Source organism: Agromyces sp. GL_144, from assembly GCF_057834305.1.
In genome coordinates this window covers 3,203,807-3,225,922 of record NZ_CM174399.1, presented here as the reverse complement: position 1 = coordinate 3,225,922, position 22,116 = coordinate 3,203,807, and the positions used below count along the sequence as shown (strand labels likewise).

Sequence of the window (22,116 nt, the reverse complement as noted above, 5' to 3'; positions counted from 1 at the left end):
GGTAGCTCCTCTCACGCGGCCTGTAGTTCGGCCTGCCAGTAGGTCTTCGTCGAATGGGTGATGTAGCGGCCGCCGTCGAGCCAGTGGTCGTTCTCTTTCACGACCTCGTCGTGGCCCTGCTCGGTCGCCTTGTCCGACCACTGGTACTCGGACACTTCGCCTTGGAAGCGCGGGCACCGGTCGGTGACGAGCAGCTGGTCGTTGCCGAGCAGGTTCGACATGGTCGCGATGCCCTTGAGCACGTTGTTGTCGGCCGCCCACGGGGAGAGGCCGGTGCCGCGGAGATCCTGACGCAGTTGGGTGCGGAACGATGCGGCGGCCGGGTCGAGCATGATGAACCGCGGCTGCAGCCCGTTCGGCTGAGGAGTGTGCGGTGTCGGCAGCCAGGCGCGGAACCGCTTCGACAGCTCGGCGTCGGTGAGGCGTAGGCCGTGGTTCGCGTCGTCTCCGGGGTCGTAGCCCCACTCGTCCATGAGCACGAGGCGGGGCTTCTGCTCGTCCGTGAGGCCGAGCATCATCGCCGTGGTCGGGTTCGTGGTGCCGTAGTCCATGCCGATGCCGAGGATGTCCTGCAGCGGCGGCATCGTCTCGAACGGGATGACGTGCCGGTCCGGGTTCCACATGGGGTAGACGGCGCCGGCGGCGTTCGTCCACTCGCCCTTGATCATGCGGTCGTAGAACACGCCCGAGAACGACGCTTCCATGTCGGCGATGTAGTCGGCGTCGAGGTTGGGGTTGTCGGCCATCGTGAAGTGGAACGAGATGAGGTTCTTCTCCCCGGCGGGGAGAATCCACTTCTTGCGAATCCAGTGGTTCCGGGATGCCGGGTTCATCGTCGCGAGCAGGCGGGCGCCGGCGACACGGAGACGGGACACGAGCATGTTCCAGAACTCCTCGGGGAGGAGTGCAGCCTCGTCGACATACGCGAGCGCCACCGTCGCGCCCTGGATGCGACCGACGGCCTTCGCATCGTTCGCGCCGACGATCATGACCTCGCGGCCGAAGATCGTGGCCGACGTGGCTCCGGGCGTGTAGTGGATCTGCGACGAGATGATCGAGCCGAAGATGCTGGTGTTCTGGAACAGCACGAACACGTTCTGGTAGACGGTCTGCAGCGACTTGCCGACGATGATGATCAGGCCCGTCTTCGGGGCCACGATCACGGCGAGGAGGAACGCGAACAGCGACGCGACCGTCTTGCCCGCCGAGACCGACCCGTACCAGAGGGCCAGCTTCCGATCCATCGCATCGACGATCGAGAGGATCTGCGCCTTCGACACAAGCCGCTCGATGTCAGCCAGGTTCATCGGTGCCCTCGGCCGGCTCGGCACGGTACTTCGCGGCGGCCGCCTTGAAACCCTCCGCGATCTGGTCGAGCACGCCGACCGCCTGGTCGAGGCCGCCGTTGTCCTTCTCCACGATGCGGGTCGCCTTGTCGAACGCGATGCCCGCAGCGGTCAGCGCTTCACGACGCATCGACATCGGCGCCCGGTCGAGCTTCGTCTCGGCGAAGGTGTTGTCCTTGCCGCCGAAGTTGAACACCGTGACAGGGCCGCGGATCTCGCGCAGAGCCTCACGGCCGGCCGCCATCATCTCCTCGGCGAGCAGGAGGCGCTCGGCGGCGAGGTCGACCTTGTGCGCCTCGACCGCGGCAGCCGTCTGCGACCGGTCGAACGACAGACCCTCGGACTCGGCCCATCGCGACACCGTCGACGGCGAGCACCTGAGCTGCTTCGCGATCGCACGACACGACAGACCCTGATCGAAGAGTCGCCGCGCCTCTGCGCGTTTGCTGTCGAACGTCCCGCGTCGCGCCATGGTGATTCACCTCGTTCGGGCCTCTTGCCCTTGCGGTGTGCGTCGTCGTGGACGCGTTCGGGGGTCTAGCCGTGTTCGGCTCAGAGTGGGAGCGTGTGGGGATGAGCGATGCAATAGACGACGGGCTGGTCTACGTCCTGCACTACGGCGGGGATCGGCATGTGCTGCCCGAGGCCGAGGGGGTGGACTTCCTCGCACGCGTGCAGACGGCTAGGTCTTCCTACGGATACGTGACGGTCCAGCTCGATGAGGACGCGACCCGCACGTTCAACATCACGGGTGTGCCGTGGTCACTCGAGGTACGGCCCCCGCGGGAAGCTGTGACCCCGGCTGGCCCGATCAGCATCCCGTCGACAGACCCGTCGCTGAGGTTCTAGTCCTGACCGCGGTCGAACATGGGGTCGTGGCAGTCCGCCGCACCGAGCAGTGAGGGCCACTCGGCACCGCACGTCGGGCAGGGATGCATCGGGGCCTCCCCAGTTCGGGGGTGTCTTCTAGACGCTGGTCTGTCGGCGGCCGATGCGAAGCTGGAGGGCTCGGTGCAAGGTGCGGCGAGAGGGAAGGTAGAGCGATGGCGAGAGACAGCCAACTGAGCGCGCGTGACGCGATCTTCGATGCGATCAAGGAGACGGTCGAGGAATCGAAGGACTATGCGCCGGGCCCGCGGGCGGAGGTGCTTCGCGACCTCGGTTTCGCCTTCCGTCTGGCCGCGGGCGGCCCGCAGCCTGGCAGCGTCGACGTTCAGTCGAAGTAGCCCCGGGATGACGAAACCCCCGCGCCTTCCGGGCCGGGGGTTTCGTCTGGGCGGAGTGATCCACCATCTACGTTCCATCGTGCATCAATTGCGGCTTTTGCGTATTTTCTTCGGGGTGGTTCAGGCTCGGCGTGTCGGCTTTCCCCTCGGTCGGCCGCGGCGGATCGTCGGCTCGACACGGACCACGGCCTTCGCGAGCACGACCATGCGGTTCTGGTCGTCGCGGCGGACGGCGAGGCGGTCATCCTCGATCCACTCGTAGATCGTGCGGGGCTTCTTCCCGGCGAGCACGGCAGCTTCCTGCACTGTGACCCACTCCTTCGGTGTGCCGGTCATGCTGCAGCCTCCTCGGGTGCGGGCTCGATGGTGAGCGGGTCGGTGATGATCCAGCCGGCGCGGTAGCCGGGGTTCGTGGTGTGCTGGTCGGCGTCCCAGAGTGCTTGCACGCCGCCGGGGCGGGACATGGCGCCGAGGTGGTGGCAGTCGCACGGGCAGGCGAGGCTGCCGCAGTCTGCGTGCAGCTGGTGCTCGCACGTCGCGGACCCGAACCAGCGCGGAGGGGCCATGCGGAACTCGTCGATCACGTACCCGCACCACTGGCACTCGACGATCGTCAGCCCGCGGACCTCGCGCGAGGGGTTGCCGGTGAGGGTGAGCATGTCGCAGCCGGGGCATCGCTGGCGGGTGACGGGGCGTTCGAGGGCGACGGTCTCGAGGTCGCGGTAGGCGCGCTCGGCGGCGGCCGCGAACTGGATCGCGTCGCGCGCGCCGACCTCGTCCTGCACCCAGAGGTCGACGGTGCGGTGCGCACGGGATGCCAGGAAGCCCTCGCACTCGTTCACGGTGAGGAACACGAGGCTGAGGTTCGAGTAGCCGCCCGGGGTGGCGGACTTGACGCCGCCGGCGTCCGGGGACACGAGGCGGCCCTCGGCCTCGTCGATCGCGAGGCGGAAGTGGTGCCAGGCGGCGACCGCGTTCACGGTGCGGTCGTAGCAGTGGTTGCAGAGGTGGCCGCGGTCGGCTGCCCGGGGGAGGCATCCCCAGCAGGTGCCGGGGTTCTCGGCCCAGCCCGGGTGGTCGGGGCACGTCACGCGGTGGGTGCCCGTCTCGGCGCAGGGTCGGATGCCGGGCAGGCCGAGGGTCGTGATGCAGAGAGCGTTCATCGGCTGGCTCGCTTTCGGTGGCAGTGGCATTTCGGGGCGGCGCATGGGCCGGACAGGCCGGGCATGCCGCGCCGGCACGCGGCGCAGCAGCGCGGCGTCTGCCCGCGGTCACGGGTTGGTGGTGGGACGTACGAGGGGCGCGTCATGCGGTGGCCTCAGCGTTCGCGATCTCGAGCAGCACGTCCGCGTGGCACGGCTGATCGAGCGGGCACCAGCATGCGAGGTTCTTCCCCGCGAGCTCGGCGCGGATCTGGTCAATGTCGGGGTGGTCGCCCGATCCGAGTTCCACGCCACGACGGAACCGCTCGACAGCGATCCGTCGGGCTACCTCAATGCCAGTCGCTTGTCCGATGAACCCCTCGCCGTGCATCACATCGAACGGGCCCGATCGGTGCACCGCAACCACCCGGAACGGGTTGCCCCACTTCGACGGGCGCGCGACGACGACCGTGTTGGCCGGCTTCCGCCACCCCTTCCGGCGCGAGAGCTGCACCCGGTGCGGCTCATCCACGGCATCCCACCCGGACGCCTCGGCGCAGGTGCCCTTGTGGCCCGACTCGGCGGCACAGACTCCACGCCCGCATGCGTCGTACTTGGCGGTCATCGGTCGCCCTCCTCGGGGGTTGTGGCCTCTGAAACGTCGGGTTTTGGGGCGAAGTCCCACGAGAACTCGGTCTCATCGAGCCCGTGGATGACGATGGGCGCGCGCTTCAGTTCCAGCGGTTCGCCGAGGTAGTCCTCCATGGCGGCGGCGGAATCCCAGTAGAACGCCTGCACGACGTTGCACGTTGCCGGATCATCGGCGACCTCCCGGCAGCCCGAGAGTTCGCCTTCCGCCTCGGTGCAGACGAGTCTCGCCGTCAGCCCGTCGCTTCGGGGCTGGCCCAGTTCGATCACCATCTCGTGCGTCATCGTTCGTCCTCTCGTGCGTCGTGCGATCCGCGCCATGAAGGCCACAACCCCCACCGAACCGCACGACGCACAGCGGCGGCAGTGAATGCGCCGATACGTTCTTCCGGCATTCCATAGGACACTGCGCCCTGTGCGGCCTGCGCGGCCTCTTCGAGGGCTTCGTTGCGGAGCTTGCGGTCGTGGTCAGCGAGCCAGCGATCGAAGCCAGCGGGGCGTCGCGTGCCGAACGCGAATACCGCCCGCACCTGCTCCGTCGTGGGCGTGAAGTCGTCAGTCATCGGTCTTCGGCTCCTCGCGTAGGAACGCGATCAGGTCACGCTCTGCGATCAGGGAGTCCATCGCCGCAGCGATGAGTGCGCCCGCCTTCGTGAGGTCGCGCACCGGGTCGCCGGTCGGCTTCCAGTAACGCTCGGCCCACGGCCAGATGAGCCAGTCCGCGCCGGGGCCATGGCCGAGTTGGTGGCGCGCTTCTGCGGTGTAGCACTCCGCAGCTCCTGCCAGTTGGCGCGCGTGCCCGCTGTCGTGCTCGGCGTCGTAGCCCTCTTCGGTCACCTGTCGCTCGCGCTCGGCGGCGATCAGATCAGTTGCTTTCGTCATTTCTTCGGCTCCTCTCGGCGGTACGGATTCGTGATCGTCTCGCCGTCTTCCCAGAGGCCTCGACTGATGTTCTCCAAGGCCGCGCGGTGGCCCTCGTCCCATTTCTCGGCGTCCCGGTCTGCGAGCACGGACATGTCAGCGGAAGCGAGGATGTTGCGAGCGTGTTGTGCGCGTCCCATGTCGTCGTTCGCCCATTCATCCAGAGCTTCCTCGGCCTGCTCGATGGTGGCGGCGAGCTGCACCGTGCGATCCGTGGCGGCCTCGTGCAGGCGGCGCAGTTGCGCGAGCTCGCGCTCGGCGTCCTCGAGGTCATCCCGAAGCGACTGCACGCCGCGGACGCTCATCGGCACGAGGCTGTCGCCCGGCGACAGGCGGCGGGTCAGATCGGACTCAGAACGGTTGCTCGTCGCCATAGCCCTCACCGCCGTTCGAGGGTGCCCACGTGTCGGCGGCGGGCGCTGAGGGCGCCCACGTGTCGCTCGTGCCCTGCTGGGCGGGTGCTGCGTTGCGGTTCGACTGCGCCCGCGTCACCGACGCTGTCGCGTACCGGAGGCTGGGGCCGATCTCGTCGATCTCCAGCTCCATGGTGGTGCGCTTATCGCCATCCTTCGTCTCGTACGAGCGCTGCTTCAGCCGGCCCGTCGCGATGACCCGCGAGCCCTTCGTCAGCGACCCGGCGACGTGCTCCGCGAACTCGCGCCAGCACGACGCCCGCAGGAACAGGGCGTCGCCGTCCTTCCACTCGTTCGACTGCCGGTCGAAGCTGCGCGGCGTCGACGCGATCGTGAAGTTCGCGACCGCGAGGCCGCCCTGCGTGAACCGCAGCTCAGGGTCAGCCACGAGGTTGCCGACGACGGTGATGATGGTCTCGCCGGCCATCAGAACGCCTCCACCAGGGCGACGTGCTCGAACGGCGCGACGCGCTGTAGGGCAACGAACGAGTCGAAGTCCGTCGGCCTCCACGGCGTGCCGTCGGGGATGGCGGTGCGGAGGAACTCGCTGATCGTGATGCCGGCGGGGACCTCGAGCGCGCGGCGCACCGTCTCGGCGTGATCGCCCATGTTGACGCCGACGCTCACGAGCGTCGCCGCAATGGCGATCGGCTCGGTGCTGACCTCGTACGTCTCGGCGAAGATGTCCGGCTTGCACGGGTAGAACTCGCCCTGCACCCCCCGGATGATCCAGTCGCCGGCGTTCGCTCGCATGGTGCCCTCGAGCGTGTCGATCGCGAGGTGCGCCGGGCTGCTGTCGCTGGCGAACTCCTCGAACGTGTGCGCCGGTCCGGCTTCGTCCTCGCCGATGTAGCGGGCGCTCCGCTCGCCCTCGCTGAGCACCCAGTCGATGATCGGCGTCGCGCCCTCGGCGGTGCCGTCCCACTGGCGGGCTTCGATCTCGATGGGCTTCTTCGTGAACTTCATGATGCTTGCTCCTTCGTGGTGGTGTTGCGGGGTCGTCCCCGCTTGACTTCGAATCCGAGGTCGCGCACGGTCGCGGCGACCCGGTGTGCGTCGAGCCGCAGCTCGCGCGAGATCTGATCGACCGACCGGTGCAGCAGGCGCAGGTCGCTGATCATCGACCGCAGCTTCGGGTCCGGGATCGGGCTGACGAACCGTCTCGGCGTCTTCGGCGGCTGCACGATGTCGTGCACGGCGTCGGCGATCAGGTCGGCGACCTTCACGCCCTTCCGCTCGGCGGTGGTCGCGAGCTCCGCCCAGACCTTGTCGGGCATCGTCACGTTGACGTTCATGCTGCGAGTCCTCTCTCGTCGATGTGCTGCTGCACTCTGGCGTTGGCGTACGCGACCGCGTCTTCGAAGACGTCGAAATGCACGGAGCCGTACAGCGGGCGACCCTGCGGAATCGACACGTGCGACACCCGCCATGCGAGTTGGCCCGTCCACGGGAACGTCTTTCGTCGAATCACGGCACGCTGCATCGGGTTATCCACAGGGGTGCGGCGATCAGGAACGAGAGATGATTCGCTCGGGTCTTGGTGTCGTACGTTGCGTTCGTCTGTTGCGTTGCGTTGCGTGGATTGCTCCGAGCATCCGCTGAGCATTGCTCCGGGCATTGCTTCGGGCATGTCAGCTCACCGCCTTTCGTGTGTCGCGCTTCTTCGCCCATCGGGCCTCGGCGGCCTTCCTGGCCTTGTCCGTCCGACGGCGCGAATCCTCGCCAGATGGCTGATATTCCGCCCAATCAGGCACCTCGAACCCGCCCGGCGCGACGTGCCACATGCCGACGCTGACGAGCAGATCCGAATCGCGCTTGCGGCCGTGGATGAGCCCCAGAGCGATCTCCGGAACGAAGCCGTCCAGACCCTGCCTCGCGGAGTGCCCGAGCGCGAAGATGTACACGCAAAGCGCGTGATCCCCACCACGTTCGGACAGCAGCGCGAGCACCTTGTGGTTCGAGGCGAGCGCCGAGTCGACGCGCACCCATGAGAGCTCGGCCATCAGCGACCGCCCCATCGCGTGGGGACCAGCTCGGCGCTGAGCGCGTCGTCGGCCAGCCCCGTCGCTCGAGCGAGGCGGAGGTACTTGGACTCCGGCTTCGTGTTGTAGATCGGCCGGTGCTCGGCGATCAGGGACGCCTCGACCTTGCGCGCCGCGGTGCGGGACTCGTAGCCGGTGAGGAGGATGTGGTCGACGACGACCTCGCGCGTCCACCACGACTTGCTCAGGTGCGCCGACCATCGGCCGGCGAATCCGTTCGTGATGCCCACGTAGAGCATGCGCCGGTCGGCGTCGTATACCTCGTAGACGTAGCAGCGGATCGTCGCGGCATCCGTGATGAATGCCCAGTTGACCCGGAAGTGTCGGCCCACGTGCACGCGGCTCGGGTCAGCCTCGCCGTTCGGCCTCTCGATGTCCATCAGGCTCCTTCCATCAGTTCGTGTGCGCGCTGCTCCGAGATCTCGGTGAAGCGGCCCGTGTTGTCGTAGAGCACCCAGGCGGCGCGGAGCCCGTAGGCCGTGCGCAGCCAGCGGCGGGCTGGCCACTCGGCCGGGTTCGCCCAGCCGGGCACCGCCCAGCCCTCGGCGACCGCCTCGCGGGGATGCTCTGTCGCCCACACGTGGCAGCGGAGGCCGAGCACGTGGAGGTTCGAGACGACCGTGAGGCCGCCCTGCGAGCGGTTCCGGCGGTGGTCGCGCGCGGTCGGCCCACAGTCGCGCAGGCACCGCTGGCACGTGTCCTTGTCGCGGAGCGTCGCGAGCTCGTAGGCGTCCTTCTCCGCTGCCGGCGTCGGCTTCGGCGCCTTCGGGCCGATCATGCGAGCCACCGTGGCGGTTCGAGCCTGACGCCGGGTCGCCCTATCCTTACGACCCAACCCACTGAGCAAAGGACGCCACGATGGCTACAGCCCTCAACCAGCACTTCATCAACTCCACCCGCGCCGAGGATCTCGAAGTCGCCCGCAACGGCCGGACGCTGACGCTGCGTGCATCGCACCAGCGATGCGCCCGGCGCGTTCGGGTACGTCGCGGAGTTGGAAGTGCTCGACGGAACCGAGATCCTCGGGTACATCACGCCCTACGACGACGACGAGCACGGCGCCGTTCGCACGAGCGAGTTCGGACGTATCGCGCCGGCCGTCTTCCGAACGGTCGAGGACGCTCTCGACGAGATCCTTCGGTAGGTGCATCATGCTGCGGCCTCCGTGCCGTTGAGGAACTCGGCGACAGCGAGGCCGAGGTCACGAGCGGCCGGGGGCGTCACAGCGTTCCCGGCCTGCTTGACCTGCTCGCGCTTCGTGCCGAGGAGCACGTAGTCGGATGCGAACGCCATGCCGCGCTTGATCTCGTCGGGGGTGAGCATGCGGAAGAGCACGTCGTCGACGTCGAGGGAGATCTCCGACTCGACGAGCCCGTACCGGTCGGTCGTGGTGAGCGTGCCGTGCGGGTCGGACGTGGGCTTCGCGGTCTCGCTGGCGCCGTAGTAGGGCACGAGCAGGGACTGGTGGCCGCCGGTCGTCAGCGTGCGCAGCGGCTCGCGGACAGGCGTCGACATCTCGGCGCCGCCCTCGTTGTTCCGCATGACGAGCGCGTGATGATTCCCGTTCGCGCTCACGGTGTCGATCGGGTGCGTTGCGGGCTTCGTCACACCGTGGTTGCGGAGCGGGACGACGAGGCTGTCGACTAGGCGCGACGTCTGCGTGCGCATCGGCCCATCGGCCGGCCGCGCGTTTACGCCCTCGCGACCCTCGACCGGCACGAGCATGCCGGGGAAGGCGAGACCATCCGACTCGACCGTCGTGCGCGCGGGCATCGTGTCATCGGTCGATGTCGCGGCCTCGCGCCACGTGCCACCCGACGGGACCATGAGCGGCGGCACGGCGAGGCCTTCGGACGCGGTCGTGTGCTGCGTCGGCATGACGTCGTCGACCGGACGCGCGCGGAGGTAGCTCGAGCCCGTCGTGATGCCGTCGTACGTGTTCCCCGCCGCCGTGACGAGCAGCGGGCGCCAGTAGCGCTCGATGCCCTTCTCGATGCGGGCACGCGTCTTCTCCGCGAGCGGCTTCTTCTTGTCGCCGATGCGCTCGCCCGGGATGGACCAGTCGATCGCCGACGATGCAGGCAGCCAGGCAGGCTCGATGACGGCTGCGCAGTCGGGGCACCGGTAGAGGTATTGCGCCCGGTACCGGCCCCACCGCTCGGCCTTCTTGAACGCCTGCACCGCGCGCACCTCGCCGTGTTGGGCGCACACGGCGAGCGGGCGCGTCCAGCGTTCGACGTTCGGCCGCGGGCGCTTCGCCGAGGCGAGGTCCTTCCGCCAGAAGACGATGTACATGCGGTCGCGCGACTGCGGCGCCGGGAGGCCGCCGCCCTGCGCGTGCATGCTGTTCAGCCACACGAGCTCGTGCTCGTAGCCGAGGAGCTCCATCGCCTGCAGCCACGCGGGGAACATGATCCACCGGTACGCGTCGACGACGTTCTCGATGACGATCGCCCGGTACCCGTGGTGCTCGGCGAACCGGGGCACATCCCACATGGTCGCCCTCGAGCGGTTCGCGGCCTCGTCGGCGAGCGGGCGGGTGCCGTCGAGGTCGAACAGCATCGCGTCATTCGCGCGCTGCCGCTTCACGCCCTTCGCGACAGAGTGGTTCGTGCACTCCGGCGACGCCCACAGGATGTCCGTGCGGGGGAAGAATCCCGGGTTGACCTGTGAGATGTCCGCGTTCGAGTGGTCCGTCTCGGGGTGGTTGAGCTGGTGCGATTCGATCGCGCGCGCCCAGTGGTTCGCCGCGATGATCACCTGGTATCCGGCAGCGACGAGGCCCGATGACGAACCGCCGGCGCCGCAGAAGAGATCGGTGACCGTGAGGCCGTTGGACGGGATGATCCACTGCTCCGGTTCGCCCCTGTCGTCCCACGCTGTGGTGAGGTCCCACGCTGCGATTGTCGACGGCGTCATGCGGTCACCGTCCCGATGCCGTGGGCGAGGAGGATCGCGCCGATCAGGAGCGCGTACGCGCCCGGTACGGCGTAGTTGCCGTCCACGGTGGCGAACGCGGTGATGATCAGCGCGGCGCCGGTGAGGACGCCGAGCGCGCCGAGGATGATCTCGAAGACGGTCACGAGGTCGCCTCGCTTCCGAGCGACAGCATCCCGTCGGCCGCGGCGGACACCGCGCCCGAGCCCTCGAAGATGTCGACGAGTTCGTCGACGGCAGCGTCGTAGCCGAGCACGTCGAGCACCCAGCGCGTCCACAGCGGCGGCTTCGCCCCGACGAATCCCTGTCGCACGTTGATGCCAGCGACGAGCATGTCGCTCGTCGCCAGCGCGGTGCCGTGCGCGGAGCGACCTGCAGGGATGCGCACCACCACGGGCTCCCATTGCGACGCGACGCGGCTGCCGGACGGAACGGCGTTGCCGCGACCCCAGGCGAGCACGCGCGCGCCCGGCGCTGCCGAGAGATAGATCGGCAGGCTCTCGAGGTTTCCCGCGATCGCCCAGCCGTCGAACGTTGCATCGAGGTCGACGGCGAGCAGCCGGTGTGCGTCGGGCTGATCCCAATCGCGCGCCCGAGGATGGAAGTCTGGTCGCCCGCGTCCAGACGCGTGGCCGCGCCCTTCGCCATACCAGCGGTTCGCCCGCCCGAGGTAGGGCGGATCTGCGATAGCGAGTTTCATGCGTCCCACCGGACCTTTTCGAGCGCGCGGAGGTGGGTCTGCGGCAGCGACTCCTCGATCGGGTACCCCGCGAGGCGTGCACCGATCGCGGCGAGCACGAGCGCGTCGGCCTCGTTGTTGTTCGCGACGTCGACGTCGGGGTACCGGCGCACGACTGCGGCGAGCACCTCATCCTTCGACGCGTTGCCCTTGCCGGTCGCGTACGTCTTCACGCCCTGCGGGGTGACCTCGACGACGCGCATCTCCTCACCGGTGAGCGGGTCGACGACGAGCCACCAGAGGCCGGAACGGTCGTGGTGCGACCCGCCGGTCTGGTTGTAGGCCGGCTGCTCGACGACCACGACGTCGGCGGTGAGAGCGGCGAGCAGGATGTCGCGGGCGAGGTTGTGGAGCCGCAGCGAACGCTCGGCGAGGGACGCATCCTTCGCGCCCTTCGACTTGATCGTCTGGACGCCGGCGGGCGCGCCGAGGCGGATGGTCGCGAGCCCCGTTGCGGTGAGGGAGAGATCGAGGCCGATGATGCGCGGCGTGGTGGGTGCGGGCGCCTGGACGATCGCGGTGGTCGCGCCGTCGGGTGCACCAAGATGGGTGTGCATGCTGTTCCTTCGCAAGGGGATCGGGGTGTGAAGGGGGCTCAGCGGGCCGGAATCCTGCTGAGCCCCCGCTTGGTTCTACGGGCGGCCGTAGAAGATGGGCACGTCGCCGATGCCGTCGTGCACGCGCGTCTCCGCGCCGCCGTCGGCCTTCGTCGTCTTGCCGTCGCGGATCTCGGTCACGATGTCCGAGAACGCGGCCTCGAGGATGTTCTCGGGGCGTTCGAGCGCGTACCCGAGTAGGAGCCCGTTCCCGCTGATGCGGTACCGGAACTGCGCCGTGAGGTAGTAGATCGGCCCGCCGATGTACGGCCTGAGCGCGAGGCGGAACACCTTCGGGATCTCGAGGGTGCCCTTCTGCCCGGCCTTGGCCGCGACGGTCTCCGTGTAGGCGAACTGCACGGCGCCCGAGTCGGTGCGGACGGCCGACGCGAAGTCGGCCTTCTGCTTCGCCTCGAACGTGGTCGCGATGTCGATCAGCGCGCCGTGGTCCGGCTCGACGACGTCGAGCGCGCGATCCTCGATGAACTCGGCGAACTCCTGCTGGCCGAACCAGCCGCGCGGGTTCTGGCCGAGGTCGCGGCCGACCCACGCGAGCCACGCCTTGGTGTGCTCGAGCGAGAGGTCGAGCTTGTGGCCCTGCCATCCCGGGTCGCGCTCGGTGCCCTCGTGCGAGTCGATCACAGCGCGCACGGCCGAGGCCGGCGTGTCCGCGTAGACCTCAGTCCCCGCGACCTTGTGCCGGTTCACGTAGGCGACGAACGACGCGGCGTCGAGCACCGTGCGCTTGCCAGTCGCGCGCCGCGGGGTCGCGGCGTACTGGTCGGTGTCCGCGATGCGGACGCGGCCGGGCCCGTCAGCGAGGGCGACGACGTCGCCCGCGGGCAGGTGCTCGGCGGCGGTCGCCTGCTGAGCGAGGTCTGCGACCACGCCCGCCTCGGTGCCGCCTGCGATTGCTTCGAGTTCGTGGGTCATGCGTTCGGTGCCTCCTTGATCTCGCCGGTGCCGAGGTCGACGCTGGCTTCACGGATGTCGTCGTCGAACAGCGGCATCGCCGACGGGTCGGTGCGCTGCAGCCGGTTCCCCTCGCCGATGTACGCCATCGACCCTTCGCGGTTCTTCTCGGGCGCGCGGACGCTGATCGCGTCGTTCACGATCACAGCCGAGCCGCCGCCGTCGACCGGCTTCACCTCGAAGCGGACGGTGAGCGTGCCCTTCTTGCCGGTGACCTTGACGTCCTCGATGAGATGCGACAGCTTCTCCGCGAGTTCGACATCGGTCTTCGGCCTGATCGTCGCGAGCACGGCGGCAAAGCTGCCGGGCGCTCCCTCGGTCTTCTTCTCTCCCATGGGTTTCCCTTCTCTTCTGGTGGTCATCGGGGGCCGAAGCCCATCGACGCGGTGAACCGCTTGCCGATGTTCATCAGCCCGAAGCTCCGGTTCTGCAGCGACTTCTGCATCTCCTCGGCGTAGCGGAGCTTCTCCTTCGCGAGGTTGACCTCGTGCAGCTCCGTCTTGGTCTTCGCGTGGGCGTACTGGCGGGCCATCTGCGAGCCCGACTTCTCGTGCATCGTCATGAAGTCCGCGAACCGGCCCTGGTAGGTCTCCTCCGCGCGGTGCACGTCCTCGTAGAGGAGGACGACGACCTTCGCGACGTGCTCGATGACGTCGGCGAGCTCGGTGATCATCTGGTCGATCTCGTTCGCGCCGAGCGGCGGCCCGTACACGCCGGACGGGATGGAGAGCATCGCGGACACGGCCTCTTCGGCGGGGGAGAGGCGCAGCTCGCCGGTGCGGCCGTCGACGAGGTCGGTCACGGCTCCTGCACCGCCTCAGCCTCGAACGCCGCGGCGGCCTCGGCAGCGATCGCGGCCTCGTCGCGCTCGGCGAGATCGTCGTCGTCCACGACCTCGGCGTCGACGATGTCCGCCTCGCGGGAGAGGACGCCTGCACGAGCAAGGAACGCGGCACGGAGCTTGTCAGTGCCCTCGCCCTTCTCAGCCAGTCGCGTGCCGACCGCGTCGAGATCCTCGCGGGTGGTCGCGGCAGCGAACGCCGCGACCCAGTCCTCCGACGGCTCCGGGTCGGGCTCCGCGACCGGGATGCCGACCGCTTCGCCACCCTCAGTGACGTCGGCGGACAGCTCCTCGGGCGTGTAGTGCACGCCCATGAGCGCATCCTCGGCGCCCTCGCGGCACACCTCGGAGATCGCGCGGGCCTTGCACATCGCCTCGGGGTACTTCTTCCACACGTCCTTGCTGGCCAGGCCGGCGCGGGTCGCGCGGTCGACGGACCACGTCGCCCGGTAGGTGAAGTCCGGGTCATCGGAGCGGGTGAGCTCGGCGGTCGCGGTGAACGTCCCCGCCTTCACGTCGCCGTCGGTGGACACGCGGAGCCGGTGGCCCGCCTTCCGCACGACGGCCGACATCAGCGCGGGCGACAGCGTCGCCTTGCCCTCGATGATGTGCACACCCTGCAGCGCGGCGATCGGGTGAAGGCCGAGCATCGCGCCCGTCTCCATGACGAGCAGCACCTTCCCGGGCGACGGTGCAGGCGGCCCCGCGCTGCCGTCCTCGCGGCGGGTCAGCGAGTGCAGGCCCTTCGGGATCAGGTCGCCGCCAGCGGCGAGGGTCTGCGCGTAGGACTGGCGCTCGGTGAGGGTCGCGGCTTCGTAGGCGACTACTGCGGTGGACATCAGAACGGAACCTCCTGCTTGCTCGCGGCACGGACGCCGGCGAGCACCTTGAATGCGATGGGGACGATCAGCGCCGTCGCGGCGATGATCGCGGGGTGGTCGCGGTGGTAGACGAGGGTCTGCGGGTCTCGGCGGAGCACCCACTCGCCGTCGTCGTTGCGCACGAGCTCGCCCCAGGTGAAGTCGACGGACTCCGCTTCGGGGATGGTGTGGAGCTGCCATGCCATCTGGCGGATCTCCATGGGCACGGGGCCCGCGACGACCTTGAGGTGCTTGGCCTTGATCTCGGCGAGCCGCAACCGGCCGCCGACCTCGCGCACGCCGTCGGGCGTCGACGCGAAGCCGCGCTCGTCCGGGTGGTGGATGTAGAGCGAGTTCGCTTCGAACCCGGTCCACGCGAGCAGCATCGGCTCCCACCGGTTGCCCGACTCGGTCGCCGTACTGCCGTTGAACGTGCGCGGGGTGAGGATCTGCCGGATGTAGGTCTCGACGGATGCCGGCTCGGCGAACTTCGCGGCCGTGCTCGCGCCGATGGTCGTGTCGTGCAGCGCGAGCCATGACTCCCGGTCGGCCGAGTCCGCGAGGGTACGCCCGAGGGCGGCGAGGGCGCTCACGAGTGCACCTTGCCGTTCTCGATCGTGAAGCCGATCTCGCGGGACTCGTCCCGGTCGCGCTCGACGAGCACGGTGTACCCGCGCTCCTCGGCGACCTCACGGATACCGGAGAGGGAGTCGGCGTCGAGGAGGTCGCCGTCCTTAACGATCACGAGGCGCAGCTTCGGGTCACCCGCAGTCGCGATCGCGAACGCGACACGGCGGCGCATGGCCGAGTTGACCTGCCCGAACGGGATGCCGTCGAACGTGACGCCGACCTCGTCGACCGAGAGTCCGTCGACCGGGAACGTCGCACCTGCGAGCGCTGCCCGCTTCTCCGACTCGATCCGGTCGACATCGGCCTGCGCCGCGGCGTGCGCCTCAGCGGCAGCCGACAGGGCGGCCTCGGTGGAGGCGTACTCCTTCGCCGCGCGCACGGCCGCGTTCGTCTCGTCGACGGCCGCGAGACGAGCATGGATGGGCTCGACGTCGATGCGCGGCTCAGCGGCGGAGTGCACAGCGGCCTCGACGCGGCGGTCGATTTGCAGTGCACGCTCCACGAGCTCGTTCATCTCGTCGCGGATCTGCTGCTGGCGTCGCGCGATGCTCTCCAGCTCCTTCTTGAGCTCGGTAGCGAGATCCTCGGCACGGTCGATCCGCGCGTTGTGCTCCTGCGCCTCCGCGAGGTCGGTGAGCACCTCCTGCGCGGATACCTCCGTGGGCGGCGTCTCCGGGCCCGGCGCGGTGAGCGTCGAGAGCGCGCCCTGCAGCCGCTTCACCTCTCGTCCGGCGTCCAGGCGTCGCGTCTCCGCGCCGGCCTTCTCACGGGCGACCGCTTCGAGGTCGATGGACAGGTCGACCTTCGCGAGGAGCGCGTCGCGCTGGCGCTTCTCGTCGAGGTTCAGGAACGCGACGGGGTCGAAGATCAGGCCGCCCGTGAGTGACGCGACGACCTCGGTCGGCTTGGAGTACTTCGCGCCGTCGAGCGCGAAGACCTCGAGCTTCCCGGCGTCGTCCTTCTTCCACGTGCGCACGATGCGCACGCCGAGGTCGGTGTCGGTGAACTCGGCCCGAGCCTCCGTCTCGCCGTGGCGGATCGGCTTCGGCGTCAGGCGGGTGCCCTTCGGGTCGAACAGCTCGACGAACGCGTCGATGAAGCTGGACTTCCCGGCGCCGTTGCCGCCGGCGATGATGACGAGCGAGCCGGTGGGCGAGAGGGTGATCTCGCGGATGCCCTTGTAGTTCTCCACGGCGAATGTCTGGCTCATTCGGGGTGCCTTTCGTTGTCGGTGATGCGGTCGATGAAGTCGGGGTGCTTGGGGTCGTCGCGCTCGTACGCGCCCGGATCGAACTCGGCCATCACAGGCCCAGCCCGTCGCGGATCATCTGGAACCAGTCGTCGACCTTCGCCCGCTCGGTGTCGTAGTCGGCGTCTTCGGTGACACCCCTCCATGCGTTCCGGCTCAGCGCGTCGTCGTTCCGTGTCGCGACGGCGATGAGGTTCGCGAGGCGCTGCTGCTCGACGAGCGCGAGCGTGGCCTCAGCGACGGCCAGCGTCGCGTTGTGCTGCACGGTCTCGTCGAACCGGCCTTCCTCGCCCTGCTGCTCGTGCGCCCAGTCGATGTGCTTGCGCGCCTCGGCCGCGTGGTCGACGCGTTCCGGCGCCGGCCGCTCGCGCACCGGCTCGGGTGCGGGGAGTCCGACGATCGCGGAGACGGCCTCCATCGTCGGGTTCGTGACATCGAACGCCGCCTTCATCGCGGGGAACTGGAACGGGTGATGCGAGGCGAGGCCCGCTTGCGAGCTGTGGTCGGTCATCGGTCATGCCTTTCGGACATCACGGACGCGAGGCGAACCGTGAAGAGGAGGAAGAGGAGTGCGGCGCCGATCGCCGCGAGGTGGAGGCTGCCGCCCAAGAGGCCGATCAGGATGAACGCGAGCGCGAGCATCCGGAGGATGAGCAGGATCGTCGTGGACCCGACCTCGGCGGCGAGCTCGGCGCGCTCCGCGGTGGTGCGGATGTCGTGCTCGATCTCCTTTCCGCAGTGGCACGTGTACCCCCACACGCCCGCCTCGGTGTCCTCCCACGTCTCGACGACGCCCTCGAGGGCTTCGCCGTCGTGCAGGCAGAGGATGTCCATCGGCTCGCCGTCACGGACGAAGACGCCCGACGAGCGGCTCACAACACGCCGCCTGCGCGGAGCGCCATGAAAACGGCGGCAAGGACGGTGAGGATGCCGGCCTCGACAACGATCACGACGAACGCCGCCGAGATCGCGTTCGTGCCGCGACGGTCGGCCGCACGGTGACGGACGGGCAGCACGGACGGGATGGAGCCGGTGACCGTGGCCGCAGCGACCGGTGTCGAGGGCAGGATGTGCACGTCGTCGACGACGCCAGCGGACTCCGCGCGCTCGATGAACGGCGACGGCGTGCGCGACTCGTGGTCCTGCGGGTTCATGCTGCGACCGCCTCGGTGAGGCGCATCACGCGCTGGCCGTCACGGGCCATGAACTGCGGCTTGCCGCTGCGGAACGAGCCCACACGGATCGGCTCGATGCGGCCGTCCTGCTGCAGCTCCGTCATGCGCCGGCGGATGTCGTACACGTCGACGGCGGGCAGCCAGGCGATGCCCTCGCGCGGGTGGTCGAGGTAGCGCTCGAGCACCTCCGACGGGGTGCCGGGGCCGTCGGCGAGCACGGCGAGGATCGCGCCGTAGAGGAGTTCGCGCTTCGCGCCGGACGCTGCCTTCTCCGCGGCCTCGTGCGACGTGTGCGGGTCGTCGCGGTGCGACATCCGCTGGAGGTCCAGCGGTGTTGGTGTAGCGTGTGTCGTGTTCAAGGGACTTCGTTCCTTTCTCTGATTCGCCCCGGTTGCCCCCGGGGCGTTTCTCATTTGCCTGTCATGCCGCCACACGGATGCGTGTGCGGCGCTTCTCCGCGATGCGGTCGCGGACTTCTTCGAATGACGGGCCGCCTGGACGCATCGCGCGCCGTGCGGCCTCGTCGAGCGGGAACGTGAACAGCACCCGGTAGCCCTCCGACGCGACAACCGCGGCGGCCCGAATGCACTCATCGCGAGTCGGCATCAGGCAGCCCGTCTCACGGCTTGCGCATCGGGGACGACCTCGAAGGCCTCACCGAGGCCGAGGCCGAAGGCTTCGCAGACGCCGGCCATGAATGAGCCGGACGGCTGTGCGCCCTTGTCGATACGGCGAAGAGTCGCGCGGTCCACGCCGATGAGGCGCGCCTGGTGCTCTTCCGAGGGGATGTTCCGCAGTTCCCGCAGTCGAAGGAGCAAGCCGGGCTTGATCTGGAGAGTAGCCAACTCCGCCTCCTTTGGTGTCGATCTGCAACGTGTTGGTGCAAAGTTACACCATCAGGGCTAGCACTGGTGCGGAATTGATCCACTTGTGGCATTGATGCACTTCGGGGCCTGTGAGTTGGTGCGAATTCAAGACACGCGTGTTGCAAAACTGCTACATTCGCGGCATGACGAAAGAGCTGGAGACGTACGTCCTGAACGCCACACAGCAGCGGAGCATCCGCGCAATAGCGGCTGCGATCGGTATGACGCACACCACGGTCGCGACGCATCTCCGCGCCGACGTGCCAGACATCGGAACTGTGCTCAAGGTGGCTCGCCACTTCCACCTCGACCTGTTGCCGCTCTTCCTCCAAGCTGGCTACATCACGGAGGCCGAAGCCACGCAGTTCAGGGGTGACTTCGACCTCAGCAGCGTGAGCGACCTCGAACTCTCGAAGGAAATGCTCCGCCGCGTCGCGGCCGGCAGCGCGAGTTCGGAGATCACCCAATCGCCGACAGACGAGCTCATCGACGATGTCCTACGTGAAGTGGAGAATGCTCGCGAGCGGGGCCAGCACACAGGCTGGGACCTCGCGGCTGATGAACGACCAGATCGAACCCCGAAGGAATTTGACGACGATGCCGATGACCAGGACCGGGCGTGACTATGACCCACACGAACACGCAGCGGCCCTCGGACTGAACGTGGTCTACAAGCGCCTCCGCACAGGCAACGGGCTCTGGATTCCGGACGTGCGCACGATCTTCCTCCAGCGGCGAATGCGCACATTGCATGAGCGGTCGGTGCTCGCGCACGAACTCGGCCACGCGATCCTCGGGCACCGCGAAACGACGCCGAAGAACGAGCTCATGGCCGACCGGTGGGCGGCCGGCCGCCTCATCGAACCGCGTGAGCTCCGCGCGGCCGCATCCGTGACCGCCGATATCGGTCAGTGGTGCCACGAGCTCAACGTCTCGGCCGACATACTCGAGCGCTACCTACGAGATCACCGGAGGTTGGCATGAATCGACTCCGCCCCGTACCGGAGACGCCGCCACGCGCGGTGCTCTATCTTCGGCAATCGACGCATCGCGACGACTCGATCAGCATCGAGCTGCAAGAAACCGCTGGGCGCGAGTACTGCGCACGCATGGGCTACGTCGTCACCGACGTGAAATCCGACCCTGGGCTCTCCGGCCGAAAGTGGGACAACCGGCCTGCCGTCCAGGAGGTCATGTCCATGGTGGACTCCGGCGACGCCGACGTCATCGTGCTCTGGAAGTGGTCCAGGCTCTCCCGCTCGCGCCTCCACTGGGCGCTCGCCTCCGACCGGGTCGCGGCAGCCGGCGGACGCATCGAGTCCGCAACCGAGCCGATCGACACGAGCACCGCAAGCGGCCGCTTCGCGCGCGGCGTCATGACCGAGTACGCCGCCTTCCAGTCCGAGCAGATCGGGGAGACATGGGAAGAGGTACGCCAGCGACGCCTACGGCTCGGCCTCCCCGCCTCCGGTCGTCTTCCATGGGGCTGGGAATGGGTCGGCGATGGCACGATTCGCGCGACCGAGGAACACATCGAGACGATCCGTGAGATGTACCGCCGGTACCTCGCCGGCCAAGGGTCCTCGAGCATCAGCCGCTGGCTGAACGCCAACCAGATCGCGGCGCCCAACGGCGGGATCTGGAATCGAGCTCGCCCGTTCACCGTCATGGATTCACCGATCCACGCGGGCCTCGTGCCCTACCGCGGCGAGGAGTACCCAGGCGCGCACAACGCGATCATCGATGCCGACACGTGGGCGGAGTACAAAGCCACCCGCACACGCCGACGAGTGGGGCACGACAAACCGCGGCCGTCGAAGTACCTGCTCTCGGGCCTCGTGAGATGCGGATGCGGATTGAAGATGAACGGCAAAGGCGCCGTCACTGGAGGCATCTGGTACTCCGGGTACCTGTGCGTCTCGATGGACCCCGAGCACGGGGCGTCGTACATCAGCTCGAAGAAGCTCGATCCGGTTGTCGACGCGTGGATTGCGTCGCTGGCGACCGACATCGACATCGAGGTCGACATGACACCGCGCATCGAGGACGAGGGCCGTGTCGAGCGACTGCGGGCAGAATGGAACGCCTACCAGGCGCGCCTCGACAAGCTCACTCGCCTCTTGGTCGACGAGGTCGTGTCCGAGGCGTCCTACCGTGCGACACGGACGGAGATCGAAGCACAGCAATCCGCCATCGCCGCCGAACTGGACGCCGCGGAAGGGCGGCTCGCCGCGGCCTCTGGGCCATCCGTGGAGTGGCTCCGCGATCTCGCCGAAGACTGGGCGGACATGCCGGACGACACGCGTCACAGCCTGATTCGCACCGTCCTCGCCGAGGTGACCATCCGGCCGACTGAGTCAGCTATATTCGTGCCGAAATGGGGCGAGCGGTACTCGTCTGTGATGCCTCTGTAATGGTCATCCTTCGAGGAGAGGAGGTGCGCGGCATCCTCACCGACCTCGTGCGCAACGCGCTCACGGTCGGCTGAGCGTGAACGCGGCAGCGTGACGGCCGAGTTCGCCGTCGCGCTGCCCGCGATCATGCTCGTGCTCGCGATCTGCCTCGCGGCCGTGCACCTCGTCACCCTCGAGGTGCGCTTGACGGATGCCGCCGCGGCCTCCGCACGTGCGCTCGGTCGCGGCGAGTCGGTCGACGAGGCCGCCCGCATCGCGCAGCGCATCGCGGGGCCCGCCTCGTTCGAGAGCACCGACGACGGCACGTTCGTCTGCGTCGCGCTCGGCGCATCGGGCGGCGGGCTGCTCGCCCCGGTGCGGCTGAGCGGTCAGTCGTGTGCCATGTCGGGTGGGCGTTGATGGCGTGCGAGGCTCAGGCTCGCCTGCGGGCGCGCTCACACGTTCCCATGGTCGGGCGGGGCGGTCGGGCGCTCGCGACAGATCGCGGTGCGGCGAGCGTCGTCGCGATCGGTCTGCTGTCGGCGGTCGTGCTGCTCACGACCCTCACGCTCGGCGTCGCGTCGTCGTACGTCGATGCCCGCCGTGCCGCCGCGTCCGCGGATGCCGCCGCGCTCGCCGCGGCCGACGCCGTATCGGGTGCGATCACGGGAGTCGCGTGCGAGGTCGCCGAGCGCGTCGCCGCCCGAAACGGCGCCCGACTGGTCTCATGCTCGATCGACGGCGCCGTCAGCGAGGTCACGGTCGTCGTGCCCGGCCCGTTGCCGGGCCTCGAGCCCGTGGCATCCGCTCGCGCCGGGCCGCCGGGCACCGAGGAATGATCGAGGCGACGCGTCAGCCGCGCCGCCCGCGGATCACTCGAAGACGGTCTCGATGAAGCGGTACTCGACCGCCGTGGGGCGATCGTCGTCGTCGGCGCTGAACTCGAGTCCGGCGCCCCGACTGTAGACGTAGTGCTTGCCCTGCTCGACGTTGAGCTCGAGTCTCGGCCGGGGGTCGCCCGAATCGAGGAAGGCGGTCGCGACCGTCTTGCCCTCGAGCGGACCGTCGATCAGCTTGGCGGTGTAGGTGCTCGTGGAAGAGGTGTCCATGGTGTCGATTC

Annotated in this window: 40 protein-coding genes and 1 pseudogene; 8 read left to right on the top strand and 33 right to left on the bottom strand. The window is 68.6% G+C overall.

Features of this window, described 5'->3' with window-relative positions; all coding sequences use genetic code 11:
* Positions 1-11 precede the first annotated feature (11 nt).
* The 3 genes and pseudogenes from AC3IPY_RS14775 to AC3IPY_RS14765 all read right to left on the bottom strand — a co-directional run.
* On the bottom strand, positions 12-1,307 hold the full coding sequence (locus AC3IPY_RS14775) for a PBSX family phage terminase large subunit (protein WP_489185034.1): 1,296 nt from the start codon (positions 1,305-1,307) through the stop codon (positions 12-14).
* Positions 1,294-1,707, bottom strand: a complete 414-nt coding sequence (locus AC3IPY_RS14770) for a hypothetical protein (RefSeq protein WP_489188439.1) — start codon at positions 1,705-1,707, stop codon at positions 1,294-1,296. The genes AC3IPY_RS14775 and AC3IPY_RS14770 overlap by 14 nt, the downstream gene beginning before the upstream one ends.
* A gap of 33 nt (positions 1,708-1,740) precedes the next feature.
* Positions 1,741-1,818, bottom strand: a pseudogene (locus tag AC3IPY_RS14765) (hypothetical protein); the annotation flags it as partial.
* Between the two features lie 101 nt (positions 1,819-1,919).
* Between AC3IPY_RS14765 and AC3IPY_RS14760 the strand changes: the two are divergent.
* The gene (locus AC3IPY_RS14760) at positions 1,920-2,195 is read left to right on the top strand and encodes a hypothetical protein (protein ID WP_489185033.1); all 276 of its coding nucleotides are present in this window, start codon (positions 1,920-1,922) and stop codon (positions 2,193-2,195) included.
* 194 nt (positions 2,196-2,389) lie between these two features.
* Positions 2,390-2,572: a hypothetical protein gene (locus AC3IPY_RS14755; protein ID WP_489185032.1), complete on the top strand. Its 183-nt coding sequence runs from the start codon at positions 2,390-2,392 to the stop codon at positions 2,570-2,572.
* Between the two features lie 120 nt (positions 2,573-2,692).
* Here the strand turns inward: AC3IPY_RS14755 and AC3IPY_RS14750 are convergent, their stop codons facing one another.
* From AC3IPY_RS14750 to AC3IPY_RS14685, 14 genes are all read right to left on the bottom strand, one after another.
* Positions 2,693-2,908 (bottom strand): helix-turn-helix domain-containing protein, encoded by a 216-nt coding sequence (locus AC3IPY_RS14750; protein ID WP_489185031.1) that lies wholly within the window; start codon positions 2,906-2,908, stop codon positions 2,693-2,695.
* Positions 2,905-3,735 (bottom strand): hypothetical protein, encoded by an 831-nt coding sequence (locus tag AC3IPY_RS14745; RefSeq protein ID WP_489185030.1) that lies wholly within the window; start codon positions 3,733-3,735, stop codon positions 2,905-2,907. Before AC3IPY_RS14745 ends, AC3IPY_RS14750 begins: the two co-directional genes overlap by 4 nt.
* A gap of 142 nt (positions 3,736-3,877) precedes the next feature.
* Positions 3,878-4,339 (bottom strand): DUF4326 domain-containing protein, encoded by a 462-nt coding sequence (locus AC3IPY_RS14740; protein WP_489185029.1) that lies wholly within the window; start codon positions 4,337-4,339, stop codon positions 3,878-3,880.
* Positions 4,336-4,647: a hypothetical protein gene (locus AC3IPY_RS14735; RefSeq protein ID WP_489185028.1), complete on the bottom strand. Its 312-nt coding sequence runs from the start codon at positions 4,645-4,647 to the stop codon at positions 4,336-4,338. Before AC3IPY_RS14735 ends, AC3IPY_RS14740 begins: the two co-directional genes overlap by 4 nt.
* Positions 4,644-4,925, bottom strand: a complete 282-nt coding sequence (locus tag AC3IPY_RS14730; protein WP_489185027.1) for a hypothetical protein — start codon at positions 4,923-4,925, stop codon at positions 4,644-4,646. The genes AC3IPY_RS14735 and AC3IPY_RS14730 overlap by 4 nt, the downstream gene beginning before the upstream one ends.
* On the bottom strand, positions 4,918-5,244 hold the full coding sequence (locus tag AC3IPY_RS14725; protein WP_489185026.1) for a hypothetical protein: 327 nt from the start codon (positions 5,242-5,244) through the stop codon (positions 4,918-4,920). The genes AC3IPY_RS14730 and AC3IPY_RS14725 overlap by 8 nt, the downstream gene beginning before the upstream one ends.
* Positions 5,241-5,657: a hypothetical protein gene (locus AC3IPY_RS14720; protein ID WP_489185025.1), complete on the bottom strand. Its 417-nt coding sequence runs from the start codon at positions 5,655-5,657 to the stop codon at positions 5,241-5,243. The genes AC3IPY_RS14725 and AC3IPY_RS14720 overlap by 4 nt, the downstream gene beginning before the upstream one ends.
* Positions 5,635-6,123 (bottom strand): single-stranded DNA-binding protein, encoded by a 489-nt coding sequence (locus AC3IPY_RS14715; RefSeq protein ID WP_489185024.1) that lies wholly within the window; start codon positions 6,121-6,123, stop codon positions 5,635-5,637. The genes AC3IPY_RS14720 and AC3IPY_RS14715 overlap by 23 nt, the downstream gene beginning before the upstream one ends.
* On the bottom strand, positions 6,123-6,662 hold the full coding sequence (locus AC3IPY_RS14710; protein WP_489185023.1) for a hypothetical protein: 540 nt from the start codon (positions 6,660-6,662) through the stop codon (positions 6,123-6,125). Before AC3IPY_RS14710 ends, AC3IPY_RS14715 begins: the two co-directional genes overlap by 1 nt.
* Positions 6,659-6,991 carry a hypothetical protein gene (locus AC3IPY_RS14705; protein ID WP_489185022.1) on the bottom strand — a complete coding sequence of 111 codons (333 nt, stop codon included), beginning with the start codon at positions 6,989-6,991 and terminating at the stop codon, positions 6,659-6,661. Before AC3IPY_RS14705 ends, AC3IPY_RS14710 begins: the two co-directional genes overlap by 4 nt.
* Entirely contained in the window at positions 6,988-7,179 is a 192-nt protein-coding gene (locus tag AC3IPY_RS14700; protein WP_489185021.1) for a hypothetical protein, read from the bottom strand. Before AC3IPY_RS14700 ends, AC3IPY_RS14705 begins: the two co-directional genes overlap by 4 nt.
* Positions 7,180-7,327: 148 nt before the next feature.
* A complete protein-coding gene (locus AC3IPY_RS14695; protein WP_489185020.1) occupies positions 7,328-7,699 on the bottom strand; it encodes a hypothetical protein in 372 nt (123 codons plus the stop codon).
* Complete coding sequence (locus AC3IPY_RS14690) at positions 7,699-8,118, bottom strand: GIY-YIG nuclease family protein (protein ID WP_489185019.1); 420 nt, start codon at positions 8,116-8,118, stop codon at positions 7,699-7,701. The genes AC3IPY_RS14695 and AC3IPY_RS14690 overlap by 1 nt, the downstream gene beginning before the upstream one ends.
* A complete protein-coding gene (locus AC3IPY_RS14685) occupies positions 8,118-8,516 on the bottom strand; it encodes an HNH endonuclease (protein ID WP_489185018.1) in 399 nt (132 codons plus the stop codon). The genes AC3IPY_RS14690 and AC3IPY_RS14685 overlap by 1 nt, the downstream gene beginning before the upstream one ends.
* Before the next feature lie 168 nt (positions 8,517-8,684).
* On the opposite strand from AC3IPY_RS14685, the gene AC3IPY_RS14680 reads away from it, so the two are divergent.
* A complete protein-coding gene (locus tag AC3IPY_RS14680) occupies positions 8,685-8,882 on the top strand; it encodes a hypothetical protein (protein ID WP_489185017.1) in 198 nt (65 codons plus the stop codon).
* Between the two features lie 5 nt (positions 8,883-8,887).
* Here the strand turns inward: AC3IPY_RS14680 and AC3IPY_RS14675 are convergent, their stop codons facing one another.
* The 15 genes from AC3IPY_RS14675 to AC3IPY_RS14605 form a co-directional block, all read right to left on the bottom strand.
* Entirely contained in the window at positions 8,888-10,657 is a 1,770-nt protein-coding gene (locus tag AC3IPY_RS14675; protein ID WP_489185016.1) for a DNA cytosine methyltransferase, read from the bottom strand.
* Positions 10,654-10,821 carry a hypothetical protein gene (locus tag AC3IPY_RS14670; protein ID WP_489185015.1) on the bottom strand — a complete coding sequence of 56 codons (168 nt, stop codon included), beginning with the start codon at positions 10,819-10,821 and terminating at the stop codon, positions 10,654-10,656. Before AC3IPY_RS14670 ends, AC3IPY_RS14675 begins: the two co-directional genes overlap by 4 nt.
* Positions 10,818-11,375: a hypothetical protein gene (locus tag AC3IPY_RS14665; RefSeq protein ID WP_489185014.1), complete on the bottom strand. Its 558-nt coding sequence runs from the start codon at positions 11,373-11,375 to the stop codon at positions 10,818-10,820. Before AC3IPY_RS14665 ends, AC3IPY_RS14670 begins: the two co-directional genes overlap by 4 nt.
* Positions 11,372-11,971 carry a hypothetical protein gene (locus AC3IPY_RS14660; RefSeq protein ID WP_489185013.1) on the bottom strand — a complete coding sequence of 200 codons (600 nt, stop codon included), beginning with the start codon at positions 11,969-11,971 and terminating at the stop codon, positions 11,372-11,374. The genes AC3IPY_RS14665 and AC3IPY_RS14660 overlap by 4 nt, the downstream gene beginning before the upstream one ends.
* A 75-nt stretch (positions 11,972-12,046) precedes the next feature.
* Positions 12,047-12,943, bottom strand: a complete 897-nt coding sequence (locus AC3IPY_RS14655; protein ID WP_489185012.1) for a DUF2303 family protein — start codon at positions 12,941-12,943, stop codon at positions 12,047-12,049.
* Entirely contained in the window at positions 12,940-13,317 is a 378-nt protein-coding gene (locus AC3IPY_RS14650) for a hypothetical protein (protein ID WP_489185011.1), read from the bottom strand. The genes AC3IPY_RS14655 and AC3IPY_RS14650 overlap by 4 nt, the downstream gene beginning before the upstream one ends.
* Positions 13,318-13,340: 23 nt before the next feature.
* Positions 13,341-13,784, bottom strand: coding sequence for a hypothetical protein (locus AC3IPY_RS14645; RefSeq protein WP_489185010.1), 444 nt, complete (start codon positions 13,782-13,784; stop codon positions 13,341-13,343).
* Positions 13,781-14,662, bottom strand: a complete 882-nt coding sequence (locus tag AC3IPY_RS14640; RefSeq protein WP_489185009.1) for a hypothetical protein — start codon at positions 14,660-14,662, stop codon at positions 13,781-13,783. The genes AC3IPY_RS14645 and AC3IPY_RS14640 overlap by 4 nt, the downstream gene beginning before the upstream one ends.
* Positions 14,662-15,276 carry a hypothetical protein gene (locus tag AC3IPY_RS14635; protein WP_489185008.1) on the bottom strand — a complete coding sequence of 205 codons (615 nt, stop codon included), beginning with the start codon at positions 15,274-15,276 and terminating at the stop codon, positions 14,662-14,664. The genes AC3IPY_RS14640 and AC3IPY_RS14635 overlap by 1 nt, the downstream gene beginning before the upstream one ends.
* Positions 15,273-16,523, bottom strand: a complete 1,251-nt coding sequence (locus AC3IPY_RS14630; RefSeq protein ID WP_489185007.1) for an ATP-binding protein — start codon at positions 16,521-16,523, stop codon at positions 15,273-15,275. Before AC3IPY_RS14630 ends, AC3IPY_RS14635 begins: the two co-directional genes overlap by 4 nt.
* 91 nt (positions 16,524-16,614) lie before the next feature.
* Positions 16,615-17,073: a hypothetical protein gene (locus tag AC3IPY_RS14625; RefSeq protein ID WP_489185006.1), complete on the bottom strand. Its 459-nt coding sequence runs from the start codon at positions 17,071-17,073 to the stop codon at positions 16,615-16,617.
* A complete protein-coding gene (locus tag AC3IPY_RS14620) occupies positions 17,070-17,438 on the bottom strand; it encodes a hypothetical protein (RefSeq protein WP_489185005.1) in 369 nt (122 codons plus the stop codon). Before AC3IPY_RS14620 ends, AC3IPY_RS14625 begins: the two co-directional genes overlap by 4 nt.
* Complete coding sequence (locus AC3IPY_RS14615; RefSeq protein ID WP_489185004.1) at positions 17,435-17,716, bottom strand: hypothetical protein; 282 nt, start codon at positions 17,714-17,716, stop codon at positions 17,435-17,437. The genes AC3IPY_RS14620 and AC3IPY_RS14615 overlap by 4 nt, the downstream gene beginning before the upstream one ends.
* Entirely contained in the window at positions 17,713-18,051 is a 339-nt protein-coding gene (locus tag AC3IPY_RS14610; RefSeq protein WP_489185003.1) for a hypothetical protein, read from the bottom strand. Before AC3IPY_RS14610 ends, AC3IPY_RS14615 begins: the two co-directional genes overlap by 4 nt.
* Positions 18,052-18,342: 291 nt before the next feature.
* Complete coding sequence (locus AC3IPY_RS14605; protein WP_489185002.1) at positions 18,343-18,582, bottom strand: helix-turn-helix domain-containing protein; 240 nt, start codon at positions 18,580-18,582, stop codon at positions 18,343-18,345.
* Positions 18,583-18,746: 164 nt separating this feature from the next.
* Here AC3IPY_RS14605 and AC3IPY_RS14600 point away from each other — a divergent pair, with 164 nt between their 5' ends.
* From AC3IPY_RS14600 to AC3IPY_RS14580, 5 genes are all read left to right on the top strand, one after another.
* Positions 18,747-19,226, top strand: coding sequence for a hypothetical protein (locus AC3IPY_RS14600; RefSeq protein WP_489185001.1), 480 nt, complete (start codon positions 18,747-18,749; stop codon positions 19,224-19,226).
* Complete coding sequence (locus AC3IPY_RS14595) at positions 19,162-19,587, top strand: ImmA/IrrE family metallo-endopeptidase (protein WP_489185000.1); 426 nt, start codon at positions 19,162-19,164, stop codon at positions 19,585-19,587. The genes AC3IPY_RS14600 and AC3IPY_RS14595 overlap by 65 nt, the downstream gene beginning before the upstream one ends.
* Positions 19,584-21,017 carry a recombinase family protein gene (locus AC3IPY_RS14590; protein ID WP_489184999.1) on the top strand — a complete coding sequence of 478 codons (1,434 nt, stop codon included), beginning with the start codon at positions 19,584-19,586 and terminating at the stop codon, positions 21,015-21,017. The genes AC3IPY_RS14595 and AC3IPY_RS14590 overlap by 4 nt, the downstream gene beginning before the upstream one ends.
* Positions 21,018-21,107: 90 nt before the next feature.
* On the top strand, positions 21,108-21,416 hold the full coding sequence (locus tag AC3IPY_RS14585; protein WP_489184998.1) for a TadE family type IV pilus minor pilin: 309 nt from the start codon (positions 21,108-21,110) through the stop codon (positions 21,414-21,416).
* A 47-nt stretch (positions 21,417-21,463) separates the two neighbouring features.
* Complete coding sequence (locus AC3IPY_RS14580; RefSeq protein WP_489184997.1) at positions 21,464-21,835, top strand: Rv3654c family TadE-like protein; 372 nt, start codon at positions 21,464-21,466, stop codon at positions 21,833-21,835.
* A 33-nt stretch (positions 21,836-21,868) separates the two neighbouring features.
* Here the strand turns inward: AC3IPY_RS14580 and AC3IPY_RS14575 are convergent, their stop codons facing one another.
* A complete protein-coding gene (locus tag AC3IPY_RS14575) occupies positions 21,869-22,105 on the bottom strand; it encodes a hypothetical protein (protein ID WP_489184996.1) in 237 nt (78 codons plus the stop codon).
* Positions 22,106-22,116: the final 11 nt, after the last annotated feature.